General features: G+C 53.9%; 19 protein-coding genes and 1 tRNA gene. 6 read left to right on the top strand and 14 right to left on the bottom strand.

Features of this window, described 5'->3' with window-relative positions:
• Window positions 1-5: 5 nt before the first annotated feature.
• From wzzE to trxA, 4 genes are all read right to left on the bottom strand, one after another.
• Window positions 6-1,052, bottom strand: coding sequence for an ECA polysaccharide chain length modulation protein (wzzE, locus tag SIK69_RS14460; RefSeq protein WP_319629699.1), 1,047 nt, complete (start codon window positions 1,050-1,052; stop codon window positions 6-8).
• 20 nt (window positions 1,053-1,072) lie between these two features.
• Window positions 1,073-2,167, bottom strand: a complete 1,095-nt coding sequence (gene wecA, locus SIK69_RS14455; protein ID WP_319629700.1) for a UDP-N-acetylglucosamine--undecaprenyl-phosphate N-acetylglucosaminephosphotransferase — start codon at window positions 2,165-2,167, stop codon at window positions 1,073-1,075.
• A 222-nt stretch (window positions 2,168-2,389) separates the two neighbouring features.
• Window positions 2,390-3,649, bottom strand: a complete 1,260-nt coding sequence (rho, locus tag SIK69_RS14450) for a transcription termination factor Rho (protein WP_319629701.1) — start codon at window positions 3,647-3,649, stop codon at window positions 2,390-2,392.
• Window positions 3,650-3,979: 330 nt separating this feature from the next.
• Window positions 3,980-4,309: a thioredoxin TrxA gene (gene trxA / locus SIK69_RS14445; RefSeq protein WP_319629702.1), complete on the bottom strand. Its 330-nt coding sequence runs from the start codon at window positions 4,307-4,309 to the stop codon at window positions 3,980-3,982.
• Window positions 4,310-4,461: 152 nt separating this feature from the next.
• Between trxA and rhlB the strand changes: the two genes are divergently transcribed.
• Both rhlB and gppA read left to right on the top strand, forming a co-directional pair.
• Window positions 4,462-5,733: an ATP-dependent RNA helicase RhlB gene (rhlB, locus tag SIK69_RS14440; protein ID WP_319629703.1), complete on the top strand. Its 1,272-nt coding sequence runs from the start codon at window positions 4,462-4,464 to the stop codon at window positions 5,731-5,733.
• A 7-nt stretch (window positions 5,734-5,740) separates the two neighbouring features.
• Window positions 5,741-7,228: a guanosine-5'-triphosphate,3'-diphosphate diphosphatase gene (gene gppA, locus SIK69_RS14435; protein ID WP_319629704.1), complete on the top strand. Its 1,488-nt coding sequence runs from the start codon at window positions 5,741-5,743 to the stop codon at window positions 7,226-7,228.
• Here gppA and rep read toward each other — a convergent pair whose 3' ends face one another.
• Window positions 7,229-9,250 carry a DNA helicase Rep gene (gene rep / locus SIK69_RS14430; RefSeq protein ID WP_319786414.1) on the bottom strand — a complete coding sequence of 674 codons (2,022 nt, stop codon included), beginning with the start codon at window positions 9,248-9,250 and terminating at the stop codon, window positions 7,229-7,231.
• Between the two features lie 83 nt (window positions 9,251-9,333).
• On the opposite strand from rep, the gene ppiC reads away from it, so the two are divergent.
• A complete protein-coding gene (gene ppiC, locus SIK69_RS14425) occupies window positions 9,334-9,615 on the top strand; it encodes a peptidylprolyl isomerase PpiC (RefSeq protein ID WP_319629706.1) in 282 nt (93 codons plus the stop codon).
• A gap of 81 nt (window positions 9,616-9,696) precedes the next feature.
• Here the strand turns inward: ppiC and ilvC are convergent, their stop codons facing one another.
• A complete protein-coding gene (ilvC, locus tag SIK69_RS14420; RefSeq protein WP_319629707.1) occupies window positions 9,697-11,172 on the bottom strand; it encodes a ketol-acid reductoisomerase in 1,476 nt (491 codons plus the stop codon).
• A 158-nt stretch (window positions 11,173-11,330) separates the two neighbouring features.
• Here ilvC and ilvY point away from each other — a divergent pair, with 158 nt between their 5' ends.
• Window positions 11,331-12,221: an HTH-type transcriptional activator IlvY gene (gene ilvY, locus SIK69_RS14415; protein WP_319629708.1), complete on the top strand. Its 891-nt coding sequence runs from the start codon at window positions 11,331-11,333 to the stop codon at window positions 12,219-12,221.
• On the opposite strand, the gene ilvA is transcribed toward ilvY, so the two are convergent.
• The 6 genes from ilvA to ilvL all read right to left on the bottom strand — a co-directional run bounded on the left by ilvA (window position 12,218) and on the right by ilvL (window position 18,766).
• Window positions 12,218-13,762, bottom strand: coding sequence for a threonine ammonia-lyase, biosynthetic (gene ilvA / locus SIK69_RS14410; RefSeq protein ID WP_319629718.1), 1,545 nt, complete (start codon window positions 13,760-13,762; stop codon window positions 12,218-12,220). The genes ilvY and ilvA overlap by 4 nt on opposite strands.
• 2 nt (window positions 13,763-13,764) lie before the next feature.
• Window positions 13,765-15,615, bottom strand: a complete 1,851-nt coding sequence (gene ilvD / locus SIK69_RS14405; RefSeq protein ID WP_319629709.1) for a dihydroxy-acid dehydratase — start codon at window positions 15,613-15,615, stop codon at window positions 13,765-13,767.
• Window positions 15,616-15,671: 56 nt separating this feature from the next.
• Window positions 15,672-16,604: a branched-chain amino acid transaminase gene (locus SIK69_RS14400; protein ID WP_319629710.1), complete on the bottom strand. Its 933-nt coding sequence runs from the start codon at window positions 16,602-16,604 to the stop codon at window positions 15,672-15,674.
• Window positions 16,605-16,621: 17 nt separating this feature from the next.
• Window positions 16,622-16,885 (bottom strand): acetolactate synthase 2 small subunit, encoded by a 264-nt coding sequence (ilvM, locus tag SIK69_RS14395; protein WP_319786413.1) that lies wholly within the window; start codon window positions 16,883-16,885, stop codon window positions 16,622-16,624.
• Window positions 16,882-18,528 carry an acetolactate synthase 2 catalytic subunit gene (ilvG, locus tag SIK69_RS14390; protein ID WP_319629712.1) on the bottom strand — a complete coding sequence of 549 codons (1,647 nt, stop codon included), beginning with the start codon at window positions 18,526-18,528 and terminating at the stop codon, window positions 16,882-16,884. Before ilvG ends, ilvM begins: the two co-directional genes overlap by 4 nt.
• Before the next feature lie 139 nt (window positions 18,529-18,667).
• Entirely contained in the window at window positions 18,668-18,766 is a 99-nt protein-coding gene (gene ilvL / locus SIK69_RS14385) for an ilv operon leader peptide (RefSeq protein ID WP_040090233.1), read from the bottom strand.
• Window positions 18,767-19,093: 327 nt separating this feature from the next.
• Here ilvL and SIK69_RS14380 point away from each other — a divergent pair, with 327 nt between their 5' ends.
• Window positions 19,094-20,614, top strand: a complete 1,521-nt coding sequence (locus SIK69_RS14380) for a YifB family Mg chelatase-like AAA ATPase (RefSeq protein ID WP_319629713.1) — start codon at window positions 19,094-19,096, stop codon at window positions 20,612-20,614.
• A 25-nt stretch (window positions 20,615-20,639) separates the two neighbouring features.
• Here the strand turns inward: SIK69_RS14380 and SIK69_RS14375 are convergent, their stop codons facing one another.
• Window positions 20,640-20,978: a MaoP family protein gene (locus SIK69_RS14375; protein ID WP_097164579.1), complete on the bottom strand. Its 339-nt coding sequence runs from the start codon at window positions 20,976-20,978 to the stop codon at window positions 20,640-20,642.
• A gap of 118 nt (window positions 20,979-21,096) precedes the next feature.
• Here SIK69_RS14375 and hdfR point away from each other — a divergent pair, with 118 nt between their 5' ends.
• On the top strand, window positions 21,097-21,918 hold the full coding sequence (gene hdfR, locus SIK69_RS14370) for an HTH-type transcriptional regulator HdfR (protein ID WP_319629714.1): 822 nt from the start codon (window positions 21,097-21,099) through the stop codon (window positions 21,916-21,918).
• A gap of 92 nt (window positions 21,919-22,010) precedes the next feature.
• Here hdfR and SIK69_RS14365 read toward each other — a convergent pair.
• Window positions 22,011-22,086, bottom strand: a tRNA-Trp gene (locus tag SIK69_RS14365).
• Window positions 22,087-22,187: the final 101 nt, after the last annotated feature.

Genomic DNA, 22,187 nt, shown 5'->3' with positions numbered 1-22,187 from the left:
CTTTTTTACCGTGGGCGACGGCGTACCAGCGCCACACCCGCGCCAATCAGCGCCCCGACAATACCCCACATCACCATTAAAAATACGCGACGCGGACTGTCGCGTTTTACCGGTTCTTCAGGCGTACGCAAATAACGATAGGTCTGAAAATGCGTGTCAAGGCTAGGGCCGACGTTGAGCGTCGTTAACATGGCGCGATTCTGGTCGTAATCCAGATCGAAATCAGGCCCGACGGACTGCAGGTTTTCCAACCGTGCCTGCAGCATCGGGCGACCGAGCAGGAACAGTTCGGAGTCAGGCAATTGTTCAGCCGGGATGTCCGTTTCGCTACGGGAAATATTGTGCTGCTGCGCCACTTTCAATGCTTGTTGAACGCTGTGGATGTTGCGGTCAAAAATTGTCTTAGCGACCTCTTCCTGACGTTTCACCTGCGCTTTCATCTGAATTGAGCGTGCCGCCCACGCGCCTTTCAGCTCATCATTCAGATGACCTGCAGCACGTTGGCTGGCGAAAGCCACGTACTGGCGCAGGAGGTTGTTGGCATCAGGTGCCGTCTCAGCGACCAGCTTGATGCTGTCGTTGAGGCTCTTCAGTGCGTCGCCCGGCGTGAACTGGATATCGTTAATCAGATCGTCCAGTAACGCAGCATCCGCCCGAGCGTTACCGGATTTACGCTGCTTGTAATAGTCCGTTTGCTGCCAGAATTCCCGGCGCGTATCCCAGGATGCCAGCTGCATGATGAATTCTTTATACGACTCATCCATGACGGAAGGCTGGTCGGCACTGGCCAGATTCGCTTTGATATCGAGGTTGCGCAAAAACTGCTGCTGGGAATAGTAGCCACCCAGCATGTTGACGGTGGGGCGGTCGGTAATAGCCGTCGCACTCCACTCCTGCCGGGCAAAAAAGGTGTAAACAAGGACAATCAGTGCAAACAGAAAGGCGATACCGACAATCCAGCGTTTTCCCGCCCATAACGTACAAAACAGACCGCGAATATCCAGTTCATTTTCAGCGTTCACTGCGTGCGCTTCCGGTAATTGTGGTGTCATCTTTCTTCCAAATTATTGAGTTAGACTGGACCTGCGGTGCTTTTGCGACGCATTCTTCTTTTCACGCGCTTGATAAAACGAGCCACTTTCCACGCGCGTTTAATACAGTAGCCATATAAGAAGAAAGCGACCAGGAACAGGAGCAACATACCCCACTCAGGAATCACATGTGTGTATTCGCCCAGCACACCAATGCCAGCCAACAGCGCGGCGGCCAGGGTAATCAAGACAAATGCCTGACGAGAGGTAAAACCCGCTCGCATAATCAGATGATGAATATGCTGGCGATCGGGCGAGAAAGGACTCATTCCTTTACGCAGACGGCGGTACATAATCGCCACCATGTCCATCAATGGAATGGCAATGATCCACAGCGCCGTGACGGGACTAATCGGGTGGGTTTTCCCTTGCGTGGTTTCCAGCAGGATCCAGATGACGGTAAAACCGATGAGCGTACTACCTGCGTCGCCCATAAACACTTTATAGCGGCGACCCAGGATACCTAAATTAAGCATGATATAGGGCACAATCGCCGCAATCATCGCAAAGCACCACAGGGCCAGGCTTGTCTGGCCATCAAACCATAGAATCATGCCCATCGCGGCGAACGAAACGCTGGAAAGTCCACCAAGAAGGCCATCGATGCCATCAACCATGTTAAAGGCGTTGATCGCCGCCCAGACCGCAAACAGGGTCAGGAAGTAACCGAACGGACCTAATACCAGTTCCCATGAGCCAAAAATATAGCCAAGGCTTCTCAGATAGAGGCCTCCGACAACCATCATCACGATGCCAATGAGTGCTTGTACGGTAGCGCGGAATTTGACACTGATATCAAATCGGTCGTCGAGCGCCCCGACGAACACCAACACCCCGGCACAGGCCAAGTAAAGCATGGCATGGGGGATATATGCGTTAGCAATTGCGAATGTAAAACAAATTCCCGCGTAGACAGAAATACCACCAACCAGTGGGATCAATCCCTGATGGCGTTTACGGAAGTTAGGTTTATCCACCAGACCCACTTGCTTCGCTACTTTACGTGCGAAAAAGAGGAACAGGGTTGTGAATAAAAAAATACTGATCAGGTCAGTACTGGCGGTCAGTAAATTCACAATTGGTGCTCTCTGGAAAAATTATTAGCGAAAGTATACTCACGTTAGCCGCTGTCCTGAAGTGGAATACGACTGAGTTTTAAGGATTTTGTTGGTATTTTGACCAGAAAGTGACAGCTAACCACGAAATCACAATAAATTACTGTTTAAGTTATTTCACACTAGTATGCGTCAAAAACAAAAACGCCACGCGGCTGCGTGGCGTTTCAGGCATGAAAAGTCTTACGAACGCTTCATCATATCGAAGAAATCGTCGTTAGTTTTGGTCATTGCCAGCTTATTAATGAGGAACTCCATCGCGTCAATTTCACCCATTGGATGGATGATTTTGCGCAGGATCCACATTTTCTGCAGCTCTTCTTGCGTAGTGAGCAGCTCTTCTTTACGGGTACCGGAACGGTTGTAGTCGATAGCCGGGAACACACGTTTTTCAGCGATTTTACGCGCCAGATGCAGTTCCATGTTGCCGGTACCTTTAAATTCTTCGTAGATAACTTCATCCATTTTAGAACCGGTATCAACCAACGCGGTTGCAATGATGGTCAGGCTACCGCCCTCTTCCACGTTACGTGCTGCACCGAAGAAACGCTTCGGACGATGCAGGGCGTTCGCATCCACACCACCGGTCAGAACTTTACCGGAAGCCGGTACGACGGTGTTGTAGGCACGTGCCAGACGGGTGATGGAGTCGAGCAGAATGATAACGTCTTTCTTGTGCTCAACCAGACGCTTGGCTTTCTCGATAACCATTTCAGCAACCTGAACGTGGCGAGAAGCTGGCTCGTCAAAGGTGGAAGCGATAACTTCACCCTTCACCAGACGCTGCATTTCGGTCACTTCTTCAGGACGCTCATCGATCAGCAGAACCATCAGCACACAATCCGGATGGTTGTAAGCGATGCTCTGAGCGATGTTCTGCAACAGCATGGTTTTACCCGCTTTCGGCGGAGCAACAATCAGACCACGCTGACCACGACCAATTGGCGAAGCCAGATCCAGTACGCGAGCGGTTAAGTCCTCGGTTGAGCCATTACCACGTTCCATACGCAGACGAGAGTTCGCATGAAGCGGCGTCAAGTTTTCGAACAGAATCTTGTTGCGCGCATTTTCCGGCTTGTCATAGTTAACTTCGTTAACTTTTAACAGAGCAAAGTAACGCTCACCCTCTTTTGGAGGACGAATCTTACCGGAAATGGTGTCACCTGTACGAAGGTTGAAACGGCGGATTTGGCTGGGGGAAACGTAGATGTCATCAGGGCCGGCGAGGTAGGAGCTGTCTGCGGAGCGGAGGAAACCAAATCCATCCTGCAGAATCTCCAGCACACCGTCGCCAAAGATATCTTCGCCACTCTTCGCGTGCTGCTTCAGGATGGCAAAAATGATGTCCTGTTTGCGCATACGGGCCAGGTTTTCCAGCCCCATATTTTCGCCGAGAGTGATCAGCTCAGAAACCGGCGTATTCTTTAATTCGGTAAGATTCATAGTGGTGTGAGGGGTAAATCTCGAACGTATGTGTGAATGGTATGGCAGGGTCATCCGTGCCTGTTTACGGCCATCAACTCATGTCTGTACGCTGCCTGGTCAAAGGAAAGAACGCAGAACTGAAACGACGAGACGGAAAAAGTGATGAGCCTGGAATCTTTCAACTTCACGCGTAAATGTAGTGGTACGGGAAGTGTTGGCTAAATCAGATTCAAACTACATAAGGTATGTTTAAAACGAAGTCAACGTTAACTTAGCACGACTCGGGGCGGGCGTCCAGCGGTCCCGACATTTTCGGAACAGCGGACGCCACATCAACCCAGAGCAGGATCAGGCGAGGTTTGCTTCGATGAATTCTTTCAGCTGACCTTTAGACAGCGCGCCCACTTTGGTCGCGGCGACTTCACCGTTTTTGAACAGCAGCAGAGTTGGGATACCACGGATGCCGTATTTCGGCGCAGTGCCCGGGTTCTGGTCAATGTTCAGTTTTGCAACGGTCAGCTTACCGTCGAACTCTTCAGCGATTTCATCCAGAATCGGGGCAATCATTTTGCACGGACCACACCACTCTGCCCAGAAATCAACGAGGGTAATCCCGTCAGCTTTGAGTACGTCCGTGTCAAAACTATCGTCAGTCAGGTGAATAATTTTATCGCTCATATATAACTCCACAGGAATAAGCCTGGTGTGTTGGTGTCGCATTTATCAACAATCAACGTCATGTTGATGTTGCTTTAGCCAACTAAAAGGTTGACGTTATTTCACCGGATACGCTTTCTTAATGCAATAGTAAGCTGATATTCTACCACACTATGAGCAAAACACATTTAACAGAACAGAAGTTTTCCGACTTCGCCCTGCACCCTCAGGTGATTGAAGCCCTTGAAAAGAAAGGGTTTCACAATTGCACGCCCATTCAGGCACTCGCTCTCCCGCTGACACTGGCAGGACGTGATGTTGCAGGGCAGGCGCAAACCGGAACCGGCAAAACGATGGCGTTCCTGACGTCAACGTTCCATTATCTTCTCTCTCACCCTGCTGCAGAGAACCGCCAGGTTAACCAACCGCGTGCGCTGATCATGGCCCCTACGCGCGAACTGGCTGTTCAAATCCATGCTGATGCAGAACCGCTGGCAAATGCCACCGGCCTGAAGCTGGGTCTCGCTTATGGCGGCGACGGTTACGACAAACAGCTGAAAGTGCTGGAAAGCGGCGTCGACATTCTGATCGGCACCACCGGTCGTCTCATTGATTATGCAAAACAGAACCATATCAATCTGGGCGCGATTCAGGTGGTGGTGCTGGATGAAGCCGATCGCATGTACGATTTGGGCTTTATTAAAGATATCCGCTGGCTGTTCCGCCGCATGCCACAGACGAATCAACGCCTGAACATGCTGTTCTCTGCCACCCTGTCCTATCGCGTACGTGAACTGGCGTTCGAGCAAATGAATAACGCCGAGTACGTGGAAGTTGAGCCGGAGCAGAAAACCGGACACCGCATTAAAGAAGAACTTTTCTATCCGTCTAACGACGAGAAAATGCGTCTGCTGCAAACCCTGATCGAAGAAGAATGGCCAGATCGCGCCATCATTTTCGCTAATACCAAGCATCGCTGCGAAGACATCTGGGGCCATCTGGCTGCGGACGGTCATCGTGTCGGCCTGCTGACGGGCGACGTCGCGCAGAAAAAACGTCTGCGTATTCTCGAAGAGTTCACCCGTGGCGATCTCGATATTCTGGTTGCAACCGATGTTGCCGCCCGCGGCCTGCACATTCCGGCCGTGACACACGTCTTTAACTACGATCTGCCGGATGATTGCGAAGATTACGTTCACCGAATCGGTCGTACCGGTCGTGCTGGCCTCAGCGGCCACTCTATTAGCCTCGCCTGTGAAGAGTACGCCCTGAATCTGCCGGCTATCGAAACCTATATCGGTCACTCGATTCCGCAGAGTAAGTACAATCCGGATGCGCTGATGAACGATCTGCCGAAGGCTCTGCGCCTGACGCGTCCTCGTCCTGGCAACGGCCCACGCCGTTCCGGTGGTGGTGCCCCGCGTAATCGTCGACGTTCAGGTTAAACACCCTATGCTCAGCTCTGCTACTTCGCTTTATGCGGCAATTGATCTCGGTTCCAATAGTTTTCATATGCTGGTTGTACGTGAAGTGGCAGGGAGCATTCAGACCCTGACGCGCATTAAGCGCAAGGTCAGGTTGGCCGCCGGATTAAGCAGCGATAACACGCTGTCGCCGGAGGCGATGGAGCGAGGCTGGCAATGCCTGCGTCTGTTTGCCGAGCGTTTGCAGGACATTCCTCACGCGCAAATCCGTGTCGTGGCCACCGCCACATTGCGTCTGGCTATTAATGCCGATGCATTTCTTGCCAAAGCGCAGGAAATCCTCGGTTGCCCGGTGCAGGTAATTAGCGGTGAGGAAGAAGCGCGTCTGATATATCAGGGCGTGGCGCATACCACCGGAGGCGATGACCGCCGTCTGGTGGTCGATATCGGCGGGGCCAGTACCGAGCTGGTCACCGGTACCGGAGCACAAACCACCTCGTTATTCAGCCTGTCGATGGGCTGTGTCACCTGGCTCGAACGTTTCTTTACCGACAGAAATCTCGAACAAGCCCATTTTGATGCTGCTGAACAGGCCGCCCGCGACGTTCTGCGTCCGGTTGCCGACGAACTGCGTCAACACGGCTGGAAGGTGTGCGTCGGGGCGTCCGGCACCGTGCAGGCGCTACAGGAAATCATGATGGCGCAGGGCATGGACGAGCGCATCACCCTCGCCAAACTGCAACAGCTTAAACAGCGCGCCATTCAGTGTGGGCGTCTTGAAGAGCTGGAGATTGAAGGTCTGACGCTCGAACGTGCGCTAGTGTTTCCGAGCGGACTCGCCATTTTACTGGCGATTTTCAGCGAGCTGGACATCAAGTGCATGACGTTGGCTGGCGGTGCGCTGCGTGAAGGCCTCGTCTATGGCATGCTGCATCTGGCCGTAGACCAGGATATCCGCAACCGTACGCTGCGCAATATTCAACGCCGCTTTATGGTCGATACCGAACAGGCGGAGCGCGTGGCGCAATTAGCGTCACATTTTGTCGATCAGTGTGATAAAAGCTGGGAAATCGAACCCCTCAGCCGCGATTTGCTGTTAAGTGCCTGCTATTTGCATGAAATCGGTCTGAGCGTGGACTTTAAGCAAGCGCCGCTGCACGCTGCCTATCTGGTGCGTAATCTCGACTTGCCGGGCTTCACGCCCGCTCAGAAAAAACTGCTGGCAACGCTGGTTTTAAACCAAACCAACCCGGTCGACCTGCCTTCGCTCCATCAGCAAAATGCTGTGCCGCCGCGCGTCGCCGACAGGCTTTGCCGTCTGCTGCGTCTGGCTATCCTGTTTGCAGGCCGCCGTCGGGACGATCTGCTGCCGGAAATATCGCTCAGTGTAGAAGGTGAAGCATTGACGCTGAAGTTGCCCTCAGGCTGGCTGGCGACACATGCGCTGGGTGCGGAACTGGTTCTGCAGGAAAGCCAGTGGCAGAGCTACGTCCACTGGCCGTTGACGGTCGAATAATTACTTAGCCTTCGCTTTTGCCAGCATCGCTTTGATGTTGGCCACGTTAGCCTGCCCTTTATGCATCCGCTCCTCCGGCGATACCACCTTACGCTCCTGCTCCCAGACGATATCATCCTGCGGTAATTCCAACAGAAAACGGCTCGGCTCCGGGCGCACCAGTTCGCCATACTGACGGCGCTCTTTGCACAGCGTAAAGGTCAGCTCCTTCTGCGCGCGGGTGATCCCCACGTAGGCCAGACGGCGTTCCTCATCGACGTTATCTTCATCAATACTGCTCTGATGTGGGAGTAACCCCTCTTCCATGCCCACCAGATACACATACGGGAACTCCAGACCTTTTGACGCGTGTAGGGTCATGAGCTGAACCTGATCAAGCTCTTCGTCGCTTTCGCCGCGCTCCATCATGTCGCGCAGCGTAAAGCGGGTCACCACCTGCGTGAGGGTCATCGGCTCGTCAAGGTCGGAGCCTTCGAGCATTTCCGTCATCCAGCCAAACAGGGTGTTGACGTTTTTCATCCGCATTTCAGCGGCTTTCGGACTCGGCGAGGTTTCAAACAGCCAGGACTCATAGTCGATGCCGTGGATAAGGTCCCGCACCGCAGCCACCGGTTCACGTTCGGCCAGGCGCTGAACTTCCCCTAACCAGTGGGTGAACCGGGTCAACGATTCATAGCCGCGCCCGGTCAGGGTCTGTGTCAGGCCCATGTCGAAGCTGGCTGCAAACATGCTTTTATTACGTGTGGTCGCCCATTCGCCCAGCTTCTGCAGGGTCGCAGGGCCAATTTCGCGTTTGGGGGTATTCACGATACGCAGGAAGGCACTGTCGTCATCCGGGTTGGTCAGTACGCGCAGATAGGCGAGCAGGTCCTTGATTTCAGGCCGCGAGAAAAACGATGTTCCGCCGGAAATACGGTACGGAATACGGTTTTGCATCAGCAGCTTTTCAAATACGCGCGACTGATGGTTGCCGCGATAGAGGATCGCGTAGTCTTTGTAGGCCGTTTTATTGATGAAGTGATGGGCGATCAACTCCCCCGCCACGCGTTCGGCCTCGTGTTCTTCGTGATTGGCGCTCAGGACTTTGAGTTCTGTGCCGTAGCCTAACTCGGAAAACAGCTTCTTCTCAAAAACGTGCGGGTTGTTGGCGATCAGAATGTTAGCGGCTTTCAGAATGCGACCGGATGAACGGTAGTTTTGTTCGAGCTTGATAACCTGCAACGCCGGGAAGTCCTGGCTTAACAGGACCAGGTTTTGCGGACGCGCTCCACGCCACGAGTAAATCGACTGGTCATCATCACCCACCACGGTAAAGCGCGCGCGGTTGCCTACCAGCAGCTTCACCAGTTCATACTGGCTGGTGTTAGTATCCTGATATTCATCCACCAGCAGATAACGAATCTTGTTCTGCCAGCGCTCGCGTACTTCTTCATTGCGTTGCAGCAACAGGGTTGGCAGCAGGATCAGATCGTCAAAGTCCAGCACGTTACAGGCTTTCATGTGCGCATCGTACAGCCCATAGCAATGCGCAAAAATGCGATCGCGCTCGCCTTTAGCCTGTGCCGCCGCCTGTGAGGGCGTCATCAGATCGTTTTTCCAGTTGGAGATCGTCGAGATCAGCTGCTGAAGCACCACTTTATCATCGTCGATCAATCCTTCCGTCAGGTCCTTCAATAGCCCAACCTGATCGGTATCGTCGAACAGCGAGAAGTTCGATTTCATACCCAGCGCGGCAAACTCACGCTTGATGATTTCCAGCCCGAGCGTATGGAAGGTCGAAATCATCAGCCCACGCGCTTCTTTACGGCCCATTGTCTGCGCCACACGCTCTTTCATTTCGCGCGCCGCTTTGTTGGTAAAGGTCACCGCCGCGATATGGCGAGCCTGATAGCCACACTGGTGAATCAAATGCGCGATTTTGTTGGTGATCACGCGTGTTTTGCCGGATCCCGCCCCCGCCAGCACCAGGCAGGGTCCGGTGACAAATTCGACGGCTTGTTGTTGTCCGGGGTTTAAACGCATAGGGTCACTCAATGAAAAACGGGAGGGCAGAAATAGAGCGTGGTAGTATAGCGAGCCTGAACCACACCACTCAAGGCACGATCATGGCAAAAACAGCAGCAGCTCTGCATATTCTTGTAAAAGAAGAGAAACTGGCTCTGGATCTTTTAGAGCAAATCAAAAACGGCGGCGATTTCGAGAAGCTGGCGAAGAAACACTCCACTTGCCCGTCAGGTAAAAAAGGCGGTCACTTAGGCGAATTCAAACAGGGTCAAATGGTTCCGGCGTTCGATAAAGTCGTATTCTCCTGCCCGGTGCTGGAGCCAACCGGCCCGCTGCACACCCAGTTCGGTTACCACATCATTAAAGTGCTGTACCGTAACTAAGTAAAAAACCCGGCGGCGCTAAGCGCTGGCCGGGCTTACGAGTAAGTAGGTCGGGTAAGCAAAGCGCCCCCCGACACTGTTTTACCCCGCGACAGCGATACGTTTCATATCCGTCATGTACCCACGCAGTTTCTTCCCGACTTTCTCGATTTCGTGGTTACGAATCGCTTCGTTCACATCGCGCAGCTGGGCATTATCGACTGCACCTTCCGCAATGGCTTTACCGAGGTCGCCGGTTTGCAGGGTGGTCATGAACTCTTTCAGCAGCGGTACGCAGGCATAAGAGAACAGGTAGTTGCCATATTCAGCGGTATCAGAGATAACCACGTTCATTTCATACAGACGCTTACGCGCGATAGTATTCGCGATCAGCGGCAGCTCGTGCAGTGATTCGTAGTATGCCGATTCTTCGATGATGCCGGAATCCACCATGGTTTCGAAGGCCAGCTCAACGCCCGCTTTCACCATCGCAATCATCAGCACACCTTTATCGAAGTACTCCTGCTCGCTGATTTTGCCGTCATACTGCGCCGCGTTTTCGAAAGCGGTTTTGCCGGTCTCTTCACGCCAGGTCAGCAGGTTTTTATCGTCGTTGGCCCAGTCAGCCATCATGCCGGAAGAGAATTCACCGGAGATGATATCGTCCATGTGTTTCTGGAACAGCGGAGCCATGATCTCTTTCAGCTGCTCTGAGAGCGCATAAGCACGGACTTTCGCCGGGTTGGACAGGCGATCCATCATCAGGGTGATGCCGCCCTGCTTCAGCGCTTCGGTAATGGTTTCCCACCCGAACTGAATCAGTTTTTCTGCATACGTTGGGTCAGTCCCTTCCGCCACCAGCTTATCGAAGCACAGCAGAGAACCGGCCTGCAACATACCGCACAGGATAGTCTGCTCACCCATCAGGTCAGATTTCACTTCCGCGACGAAAGAGGATTCCAGCACGCCCGCACGGTGACCACCGGTTGCCGCAGCCCAGGCTTTAGCAATCGCCATGCCTTCGCCTTTTGGATCGTTTTCCGGGTGAACGGCGATCAGCGTCGGCACACCAAAACCACGTTTATATTCTTCACGCACTTCGGTACCCGGGCACTTCGGTGCCACCATCACAACGGTGATGTCTTTCCGGATCTGCTCGCCGACTTCAACGATGTTGAAACCGTGAGAGTAACCCAGCGCGGCACCGTCTTTCATCAACGGCTGCACGGAACGGACAACATCAGAGTGCTGTTTGTCTGGCGTCAGGTTTACCACCAGATCCGCCTGTGGGATCAGCTCTTCGTAAGTCCCCACTTTAAAACCGTTTTCGGTCGCTTTACGCCAGGAGGCGCGCTTTTCAGCAATCGCTTCTTTACGCAGGGCGTAAGAAATATCCAGACCGGAATCACGCATGTTCAGGCCCTGGTTCAGACCCTGCGCGCCACAGCCGACGATGACCACTTTTTTACCCTGAAGGTAGCTCGCGCCATCGGCAAATTCGTCACGCGCCATGAAGCGGCATTTACCCAGCTGTGCCAGCTGCTGGCGCAGATTCAGTGTATTAAAGTAATTAGCCATGGTGATTCCTCGTGATGTTGTACTGTCTTATTGTTCGGTTCGCGTTTGCTGTCTTGCGAGAATAGAACCACATTACATCAGGAAATTTATTGCGGAAATTGATATATTCACAACGTCACGTTGCAATTTATGCAATGTAAAATCGTGGAGTGTGACCCGTGGATTTACGCGATCTGAAAACCTTCTTGCATCTGGCGGAAAGCCGACATTTTGGCCGCAGCGCGCGGGCGATGCACGTCAGTCCGTCCACCCTTTCCCGACAGATCCAGCGTCTGGAAGAAGATCTCGGCCAACCGCTGTTTGTGCGCGATAACCGCACCGTGACGCTCACCGAATCGGGTGAAGAACTGCGCGTTTTTGCCCAGCAGACGCTGTTGCAGTATCAGCAGTTGCGCCACACGCTCGATCAGCAGGGTCCGTCACTTTCCGGTGAACTCCATATTTTCTGCTCGGTGACTGCCGCCTACAGCCATCTGCCGCCGATCCTCGATCGCTTCCGCGCCGAACATCCATCGGTGGAAATTAAACTCACCACCGGCGATGCCGCCGATGCGATGGAAAAAGTGGCCACCGGCGAAGCCGATCTGGCGATTGCAGGTAAACCGGAAACGCTGCCTGCCGCCGTCGCCTTCTCCATGCTGGAGAATCTGGCGGTAGTGCTGATTGCCCCGGCGCTGCCGTGCCCGGTGCGTACCCAGGTGTCGCAGGAGAAGCCCGACTGGTCAACGGTCCCCTTTATCATGGCCGATCAGGGCCCGGTCCGCCGCCGCATTGAGCTGTGGTTTCGCCGCCATAAAATCAGCAATCCGTCGATTTACGCCACCGTCGGCGGACACGAGGCGATGGTCTCCATGGTTGCACTGGGCTGCGGCGTGGCGCTACTGCCGGAAATCGTGCTGGAAAATAGCCCCGAGCCGGTACGCAACCGCGTGATGATCCTTGAACGTAGCGATGAGAAAACGCCGTTTGAGCTGGGTGTTTGCGCACAAAAAAAGCGGCTGCATGAGCCGCTTATTGAAGCGTTCTGGAAACTTCTACCCGGTAATTAACCAGCCAGAAAGAACCTGAACGCCGGGTTCTGCGTTTCGTCGTGACACTCGTAGCCCAGCTCGTTGAGTCGGGTTTCGAAATCCGGCTCATGCTCGCCCAGCTCAAAGGCTGCCAGCACACGACCGTAGTCGGTGCCGTGGCTACGGTAATGGAACAGCGAAATGTTCCAGTGGGTGCCAAGGGTGTAGAGAAACTTCAGCAGCGCACCGGGTGATTCCGGGAACTCAAAGCTGTACAGGCGCTCCTGCAATGGCTTTGACGGACGTCCGCCAACCATGTAGCGGACGTGCAGCTTCGCCATTTCATCGTCAGACAGGTCAACGACGCTGTAGCCGCCATCATGCAGCAGGTTGAGGATCTCATGACGCTCTTCCAGCCCACGGCTTAAGCGCACGCCAACGAAAATGCAGGCATCTTTGGCATCGGCAAACCGGTAGTTAAACTCGGTGACCGAACGGCCGCCCAGCAGCTGACAAAACTTCAGGAAGCTGCCCTTTTCTTCCGGGATAGTCACCGCCAACAGCGCTTCGCGTTGCTCGCCCAGTTCACAGCGTTCTGAAACATAACGCAAACCGTGGAAATTCACGTTCGCCCCGGAAAGCACATGCGCCAGACGTTCGCCGCGAATATTGTGCTGGGCGATGTATTTTTTCATCCCCGCCAGCGCCAACGCGCCGGAAGGCTCCGCCACCGCACGCACGTCTTCGAACAAGTCTTTCATCGCCGCACAAATCGCATCACTGTCAACGGTGACAATATCGTCGAGATATTCCTGACACAGGCGGAAGGTTTCATCGCCAATTCGCTTCACCGCTACACCTTCGGCAAACAGCCCGACGCGGGGTAAATCGACCGGATGCCCGGCGTCCAGCGCCGCTTTCAGGCAAGCAGAATCTTCGGCTTCGACCGCAATGACCTTAATTTGCGGCATCAACTGCTTGATCAGCACCGCCACGCCAGCCGCCAGACCGCCACCGCCAACCGGGACAAAGACCCTGTCGAGATGCGCGTCCTGTTGTAACAGCTCCAGCGCCAGCGTGCCCTGCCCGGCAATGACCATCGGGTGATCGAACGGTGGCACCCAGGTAAAACCTTGCTGCTGAGACAGCTCAATTGCTTTGGCTTTGGCTTCATCAAAATTCGCGCCGTGGAGCAGCACTTCACCGCCAAAACCCCGCACCGCATCAACTTTGATATCCGCCGTCGCGACCGGCATTACAATCAGCGCTTTGATGCCTAATCGCGCAGAAGAAAACGCCACGCCCTGCGCATGATTACCTGCCGAGGCAGTGATCACGCCATTAGCTTTCTGTTCTTCGGTCAGGCTCGCCATCATTGCGTACGCGCCGCGCAGCTTGAAGCTGTGAACCGGCTGGCGATCTTCGCGCTTCACTAGCACCACGTTGTCGAGACGTGATGAGAGTTTTTCCATTTTCTGCAGCGGTGTGACCTGCACGGCTTCATAAACCGGCGCACGAAGTACCGCCCTGAGATATTCCGCCCCCTCAGGGGCGGTGGAGAGTGGCTGGGATTCGGCCATCATTAGCCCCCAAGTTTGGATTTATCGCGCACTGCGCCTTTATCCGCACTGGTCGCCAGGCTTGCATAGGCGCGCAGAGCAAACGACACCTGACGCTCGCGATTACGCGGGGTCCAGGCCTGTGCACCACGCGCTTCCTGGGCTTCACGGCGCGCCGCCAGCGCCTGATCGCTCACCTGCAGCTGAATACCGCGATTCGGAATGTCGATTGCAATCAGGTCGCCATCTTCAATCAGCGCGATGTTGCCGCCGCTCGCCGCTTCCGGTGAAACGTGGCCGATGGACAGGCCAGAGGTGCCGCCGGAGAAGCGCCCGTCGGTGACCAGCGCACAGGCTTTACCAAGGCCCATCGATTTCAGGAAGGTGGTTGGGTACAGCATTTCCTGCATACCCGGCCCGCCTTTTGGCCCTTCGTAGCGGATAACAACCACGTCACCGGCGACCACTTTGCCGCCGAGGATCGCTTCCACCGCATCGTCCTGGCTCTCGTACACTTTTGCCGGGCCGGTAAATTTCAGAATGCTGTCGTCCACGCCGGCCGTTTTCACAATGCAGCCGTTTTCCGCGAAGTTACCGTACAGCACGGCCAGACCACCGTCCTGACTGTAGGCATTTTCCAGCGAACGAATACAGCCTTCGGCACGATCGTCATCCAGCGTATCCCAGCGGCAATTCTGCGAGAACGCCTGGGTGGTGCGGATACCCGCCGGGCCCGCGCGGAACATGCTTTTCACCGCCTCATCTTTGGTCAGCATGACATCGTACTGATCAAGCGTTTGTGGCAATGACAGCCCGAGCACGTTTTTCACGTCACGGTTTAACAGGCCAGCGCGGTCCAGCTCACCCAGGATACCCAGCACGCCACCCGCACGGTGCACGTCTTCCATGTGGTATTTCTGCGTACTCGGCGCGACCTTACACAGCTGCGGCACTTTGCGGGACAGCTGGTCGATATCACTCATGGTGAAATCGATTTCTGCTTCCTGCGCGGCAGCCAGCAGGTGCAGTACGGTGTTGGTGGAACCGCCCATTGCGATATCGAGGGTCATCGCATTTTCGAACGCCGCTTTGCTGGCGATATTGCGCGGCAGCGCAGTGGCGTCATCCTGTTCGTAATAACGTTTGGTCAGCTCGACAATGCGCTTCCCGGCGTTGAGGAACAGCTCTTTACGATCGGCGTGAGTCGCCAGCAGCGAACCATTACCTGGCTGCGACAGACCCAGCGCTTCGGTCAGGCAGTTCATCGAGTTGGCGGTGAACATTCCAGAACAGGAGCCACAGGTCGGGCACGCGGAGCGTTCAATCTGATCGCTCTGCTCATCGGAGACTTTCGGGTCTGCGCCCTGGATCATCGCATCGACCAGGTCGAGTTTGATTATCTGGTCAGACAGTTTCGTTTTCCCGGCTTCCATTGGGCCACCAGAAACGAAAATCACCGGAATGTTGAGACGCAGGGACGCCATCAGCATCCCCGGGGTGATTTTGTCACAGTTGGAGATACACACCATCGCATCGGCGCAGTGGGCGTTAACCATGTACTCAACGGAGTCAGCGATAAGCTCGCGCGACGGCAGCGAATAAAGCATGCCTCCGTGCCCCATGGCGATACCATCATCGACGGCGATGGTGTTGAACTCTTTGGCGACGCCGCCGGAGGCTTCAATTTGCTCGGCAACCAATTTACCGAGGTCGCGCAGGTGTACGTGGCCCGGCACGAACTGGGTAAACGAGTTCACGACGGCAATAATCGGTTTGCCGAAATCGGCATCGGTCATTCCGGTGGCGCGCCACAGCGCGCGGGCACCCGCCATGTTACGGCCATGGGTGGTTGTGGCGGAACGGTACTTAGGCATGCTCTGTTTACTCCCGTCTATCTGTAAAATGGGACGGTGCGTGCCGTCCCATTGCTTTATTTTGAATGAACCTGATCCAACCAACCCCATTTATCTTCGGTTTCACCGGTAAAGAGGCCAAAAAATGCTTGCTGAATACGCTTGGTCACCGGACCGCAACGACCTGCGCCAACCTGAATGCCATCAACGCTGCGTACCGGCGTGATTTCTGCTGCGGTGCCGGACATGAACACTTCGTCGGCAAGATACAGCGATTCGCGGGACAACACCTGCTCGCGAACTTCGATATCCAGATCTTTCGCCAGCTTGATGATGGCATCGCGAGTGATGCCTGGCAGCGCGGAAGAAGTGAACGGCGGGGTAAACAGAATGCCGTCCTTTACTTCAAACAGGTTTTCACCTGCCCCTTCAGAGATATAGCCATTGACGTCCAGCGCAATCCCTTCCTGATACCCATGACGACGCGCTTCACTGCCAACCAATAAGGAAGAAAGGTAGTTTCCGCCCGCTTTAGCCGCGGTTGGAATGGTGTTCGGTGCCACGCGATTCCAGGAAGAAACCATTGCGTCGATCCCCTGATCCAGTGCTTCAGCGCCCAAGTATGCACCCCAAGGGAAAGCGGCAATGATAACGTCAGTGGTGTAACCGGCTGGCGGGTTCACCCCCATGCCCACATCGCCCACGAACACCAGCGGACGAATATAGGCACTGGTCAGGTTATTCTTACGGATAACCTCGCGGCAGGCTTCCATCAGTTCATCAACGCTTTGAGAAACCGGAAAACGATAAATTTTGGCTGAATCATGCAGACGCTGCATGTGTTCACGATGACGGAACACCACCGGGCCAATATGTGAGTCATAGCAACGGATGCCTTCGAAAACGGAGGTCCCGTAGTGCAGGGCGTGGGACATCACGTGCACCTTCGCCTCACCCCATGGCGTCATCTCACCATTAAACCAGATGTAATCAGCTTTTTTCGTCGTCATTGTTCTTCCTTTTGCGCTCAGGCGCGGATTTGTTGTGATGTTGTTGTTCGTTGCTGGATCTCGACGCGGGCGACGTCAACCAGTTTACTTAACTGGCTAAACAGTAATTCGACTGGGCGAAGGCTGGCAACGGTCAATTCAATATTTATGTTTTGCGCATCAGTGGCGGTTTCCATATTCATGGCACAAATTTGAAAGCCACGATGACGTACCACACGCAAAACACGCTCTAACGTTTCTGGGTTGAAGCGAGCCTCAACGGCAACCTGATGTTGATTCATGATAATTTCTCCAGCATTTCTGCATTACTGGCACCCGGGGGTACCAGCGGCCAGACGTTCTCGAGCTCGTCGATTGAGACATGAAGCAGGTACGGCCCTTTGCTGTTAAGCATCGCGTCGAGTGCCGCTTCAACCTGGTCTTTACGGGTAATGTGCTGGCCGGGAATACCAAAAGCGCTGGCCAACGTCAGGAAATCGGGGTTATCAGTCAGGGTGGTTTCGCTGTAACGCTCCTGGAAAAAGAGCTGCTGCCACTGGCGAACCATACCCAGACGCTGGTTATCGAGAAGCACAATCTTCAACGGCAGCTGCTTGCGCTTCACGGTGCCGAGTTCCTGCACGTTCATCATGAACGACCCGTCGCCGGAGACGCAGATCACCGTATCATTCGGTCGCGCGACTTGCGCACCGACCGCGGCGGGCAGGCCGAAGCCCATGGTTCCCAAGCCGCTAGAGGTGATGAAGTTTTCCGGACGGGTGTACGTCATATGCTGCGCCGACCACATCTGGTGTTGGCCGACGTCAGTGGTGATTACGCTGTCTGCCGGTTTGCGGTCAGACAACTGCTTGAGTAACAGTGGGGCATAAATCGCTTCGCCAGGATGATCATAGCGCCAGGCGTGTTCAGCCCGCAATTCAGCCGTATGCGCCCGCCATGCATCGATATCCAATGGTTGCTGTAACGCTGGCAGCAGCGCATTTAAATCGCCCTGCAAACCTATGTGTACCTGACGCAGCTTGTTCAGCTCAGCCGGGTCGATATCCATGTGGATAACCTTTGCGTGCGGGGCGAAAGTGTTCAGCTTGCCAGTCACGCGGTCGTCAAAACGTGCGCCGACGGCAATCAGCAAATCACACTGCTGGACCGCCAGGTTTGCGGCTTTCGTGCCATGCATACCCAACATCGCCAGATAATACGGATAATCGGCATCGACCGTGCCCAGACCTTTTAGCGTACAGCTCACAGGCATCTGCGTCACAGCGATGAATTCGCGAAGAGCGGGTACGGCCTGCGCCATTCCTACGCCGCCGCCAACGTACAGCATCGGCTTACTGGCCTGGGCTATCATCTGGCGGGCCTGTTCAACCTCTTCAAGCGGGAAGGCATTTTCATCTTCAATGGTGGAGAAATGGGGTTCGAGTGCGGCGCTGGCAAGCTGAATATCTTTTGGGATATCAACCAGAACTGGGCCTGGACGACCTGAGTTAGCCACCTGGAACGCTTCTGCCATTACCCGCGGCAGCTCTTCCAGCGACTGCACCAGGAAACTGTGTTTGGTGCAGGCCAGTGATAAACCGATGACATCCACTTCCTGAAACGCATCAGTGCCGATGAACGGTAAAGCAACCTGACCGGTGATAGCCACCACCGGCACTGAATCGAGCAGCGCATCGGCAAGACCAGTGATCAGGTTGGTTGCACCCGGGCCTGAAGTGGCCATGCACACACCCGTTTTACCGGTCGCGCGGGCGTAACCAATGGCGGCCATCGCAGCGCCCTGCTCATGGCGACACAGCAGGTGTTCCACGCCACCGTCATACAACGCATCGTAGATCGGCATAATTGCGCCACCCGGATAGCCGAAAACGGTTTCGACCCCCTGTGCCCGCAACGCATGTACCACCCACTGAGCCCCATTCATAGTTACTTCCCCGTCACATTTTGTGAGAAACAGAATTTTATGCTGATTATCATGCCCTGTTCCTGTTTGGTTTTTTACAGTCATAAAAAAACCCCCGGACCTTTCGGTGCGGGGGTCTTAGTTCGTTAAGGCTTGATTCTTAAGCCTTTCCTCGTCCAAGTGCAGCCCCGCACGGTGGGATAATAATCACCACCACGCTAATCACGACCAGGCTAATCACTCGTAGAAGGGTTGTCATTTTGTATTCTTTTGGCTTCTTGTTCGAAGGAATACCTAAAGAGTTACCACAGACACTGAAGAGAAGACAAGATTTTTTTATATAAGCTTTTCAGATCTGGCTAACGATATTCGCAAAAAGTATTGTTTTTTATGAGAAATAGTTGAGATGAAAATTCTTCACCCGACATAGGTAGCATAACAAGATGGCATATTTATCGATCATGCTTCCAAATACATGTAATGGTAATGAAATAGCGAGGAATATCGGGAATCATGCACGTAAAATTTCGATTCATTCATTGCGGTCATCACCGAGCGCGACATACTGCTTTCACACGGAGGCTTTATGTCATTGTCGATTATTTACACACGCGCCGCATTAGGGGTGAACGCTCCCCTCATCACGGTGGAAGTCCATATCAGCAATGGACTGCCAGGGTTAACCATGGTGGGCTTACCGGAAACGGCAGTAAAAGAAGCGCGCGATCGGGTCAGAAGTGCGGTCATCAATAGCGGTTACGAATTTCCGGCAAAGAAGATAACAATCAACCTGGCCCCCGCCGATTTGCCAAAAGAAGGGGGGCGATATGATTTGCCTATCGCGATTGCGCTTCTGGCAGCGTCAGAGCAGCTCAACAGTACAAGGCTAAATCAATATGAGTTCATCGGTGAACTTGCGCTTACCGGTGCGTTACGCGGGGTTACCGGTGCTATTTCAGGTGCGATGGAGGCCATCAGCACAGGCCGACAGATAATATTGGCCGCAGAGAATGCCCCAGAGGTGGGCCTGATTGGCGGAACAGACTGTTTTATTGCCAGCCATTTACAGGAAGTATGTGCTTTTCTTGAGGGGCGTACCGACTTACAACATCCCGTCGCCGAGGCGGATACCATGAGTGCTGCCACAACCGATATTAGCGATGTCATCGGGCAGCCGCAGGGGAAGCGTGTACTGGAGATAACCGCCGCCGGCGGCCATAACCTGCTATTAGTCGGGCCTCCTGGAACAGGAAAAACGATGCTGGCCAGCCGTTTACCCAGCATCCTCCCCTCTCTGAGCAATCAGGAGGCCCTGGAGAGTGCGGCAATTCTGAGCCTGGTCAGTGCAGGGCATGTACATAAACAATGGCGTAAGCGCCCATTCCGCTCGCCTCATCATAGTGCATCACTGACAGCAATGGTTGGCGGTGGAACAATACCTGTACCGGGCGAGATCTCCCTGGCCCATAACGGCATTTTATTTCTGGATGAATTACCCGAGTTTGAGCGCCGAGTCCTTGATGCGCTTCGCGAGCCGATTGAGTCAGGAAAGATTCACATCTCGCGTACTCGAGCAAAAATCACCTACCCGGCTCGCTTTCAACTCATTGCTGCCATGAATCCAAGCCCTACCGGACACTATCAGGGTAACCATAACCGCAGCTCGCCTGAGCAAATCCTGCGTTATCTGGCGCGACTGTCTGGACCGTTTTTGGATCGCTTCGATTTGTCACTCGAGATCCCGCTCCCACCGCTGGGTCTGTTCAGCCAGACACCTGAAAAAAGTGAAAGTAGCGAGAAGGTGAAAAGCAGAGTGATCGCCGCCCAGCAACAGCAACTCTCACGTCAGGGAAAGCTCAACGCCCTTCTTGATAGCAATGAGATGAAACGGTGGTGTGAGTTACTGCCTGAAGACGCGGCCTGGCTGGAACAGGCGCTCGCCCATTTGGGATTGTCGATTCGTGCGTGGCAGCGTCTGATTAAGGTGTCACGAACCATCGCCGATCTTGCCGGAGCAGAACAGATAGCACGGGAGCATTTGCAGGAAGCATTGGGATATCGGGCAATCGAACGATTGCTTATCCATCTACAAAAAATGATGGCGTAAAAAAGGGGCTTTCGCCCCTTTCTTATTAATCGTCGCTTTCGGTGTAGTCTTCTGCACCTTCTGCCTGCGGTTTACCGCCGGACAGCGTGTGGAAGCGTTTTGGCCGTTTGATGCGCGCCATGTATTTAATCCATACGCGTTCAATCTCTGTCGCCGGCTCACGCTCACCGCGGCATACGGCTACAAATTGCTTTTCATCTTCCGTTACCGGCTCGCGGTTACCCAGTTCAAGCTCATTAAACGCATAACCGTGGCGCTCCAGCAATTGGGCTTCTTTGATGGTGAAATCACCATGACGAGAGAACCCGCGCGGATAATTTTTATTGTCGAAAAAACGATTAGTCGTCGTAAAGCTTTCCGCCATCCTACACGCTCCTAATTCTTTGGCTGAGCTATTTATGGCGCGGAGTATTAGTTACGCTTGACAGAGCGTCAAACAAAACATTTAAATCAACACGACAAATAATTTTGTGGAGAAGGTTGTGGATACGGAATTGCTAAAAACTTTCCTTGAAGTGAGTCGAACACGTCACTTCGGGCGTGCGGCAGAAGCTCTGTACCTGACGCAGTCGGCCGTCAGCTTTCGTATTCGTCAGCTAGAGAACCAGCTTGGCGTGAATTTATTCACTCGCCATCGCAATAATATCCGCCTCACGGCGGCCGGTGAGAAGCTCTTACCCTATGCCGAAACGCTGATGAGTACCTGGCAATCAGCCCGTAAAGAGGTGGCGAATACTTCCCGACACAACGAGTTTTCGATTGGTGCCAGCGCCTCGCTGTGGGAATGCATGCTTAATGCTTGGCTGGGACGTCTCTATCCTGCGCACAACACACTGCAGTTTGAAGCGCGCATTGCTCAGCGACAATCGCTGGTAAAGCAACTGCACGAGCGGCAGCTGGATCTATTGATCACCACCGAATCACCAAAAATGGATGAATTCAGTAGCCAGCTTTTGGGGCATTTCACATTAGCACTTTATTGCGCGGCACCTTCCCAGGTGAAAGCCAATCTGAACTATCTGCGCCTGGAATGGGGTCCAGATTTCCAGCAGCATGAAGCCGGGATCATTGCATCAGATGACATTCCACTCCTGACAACCAGTTCAGCTGAACTTGCGCGCCAACAGCTTGCCCCTCTCGAGGGTTGTAGCTGGTTGCCGATGAGTTGGGCGAATATGAAGGGTGGATTGCATACCGTTACTGACAGTGCGACGCTTTCACGTCCGCTGTATGCCATTTGGTTGCAGAACAGCGATAAGCAGGCACAAATACGCGAGATCCTAAAAATTGCCGTGCTTGAGTAGAGAATGTCGGACGTTTAGATGAAGGATGGCGGATGAAAATCCGCTGAATTAAAGACAAAAAAAATCCTTTGCCGAAGCAAAGGATTATTATATGGCAGGGGCGGAGAGACTCGAACTCGCGACACCCGGTTTTGGAGACCGGTGCTCTACCAACTGAGCTACGCCCCTAAATTACGCTTATTATTAAGCCCGCAATGAAGCAGGCTTAATTTTCTAATAAGTGGCGGAACGGACGGGACTCGAACCCGCGACCCCCTGCGTGACAGGCA

The organism is Scandinavium lactucae, assembly GCF_033843265.1.
GTDB classification, from domain to species: Bacteria; Pseudomonadota; Gammaproteobacteria; order Enterobacterales; family Enterobacteriaceae; genus Scandinavium; species Scandinavium lactucae.
The sequence above is the reverse complement of the archived record's forward strand: the minus strand, read 5'-3'. Positions and strand labels throughout refer to the sequence as shown.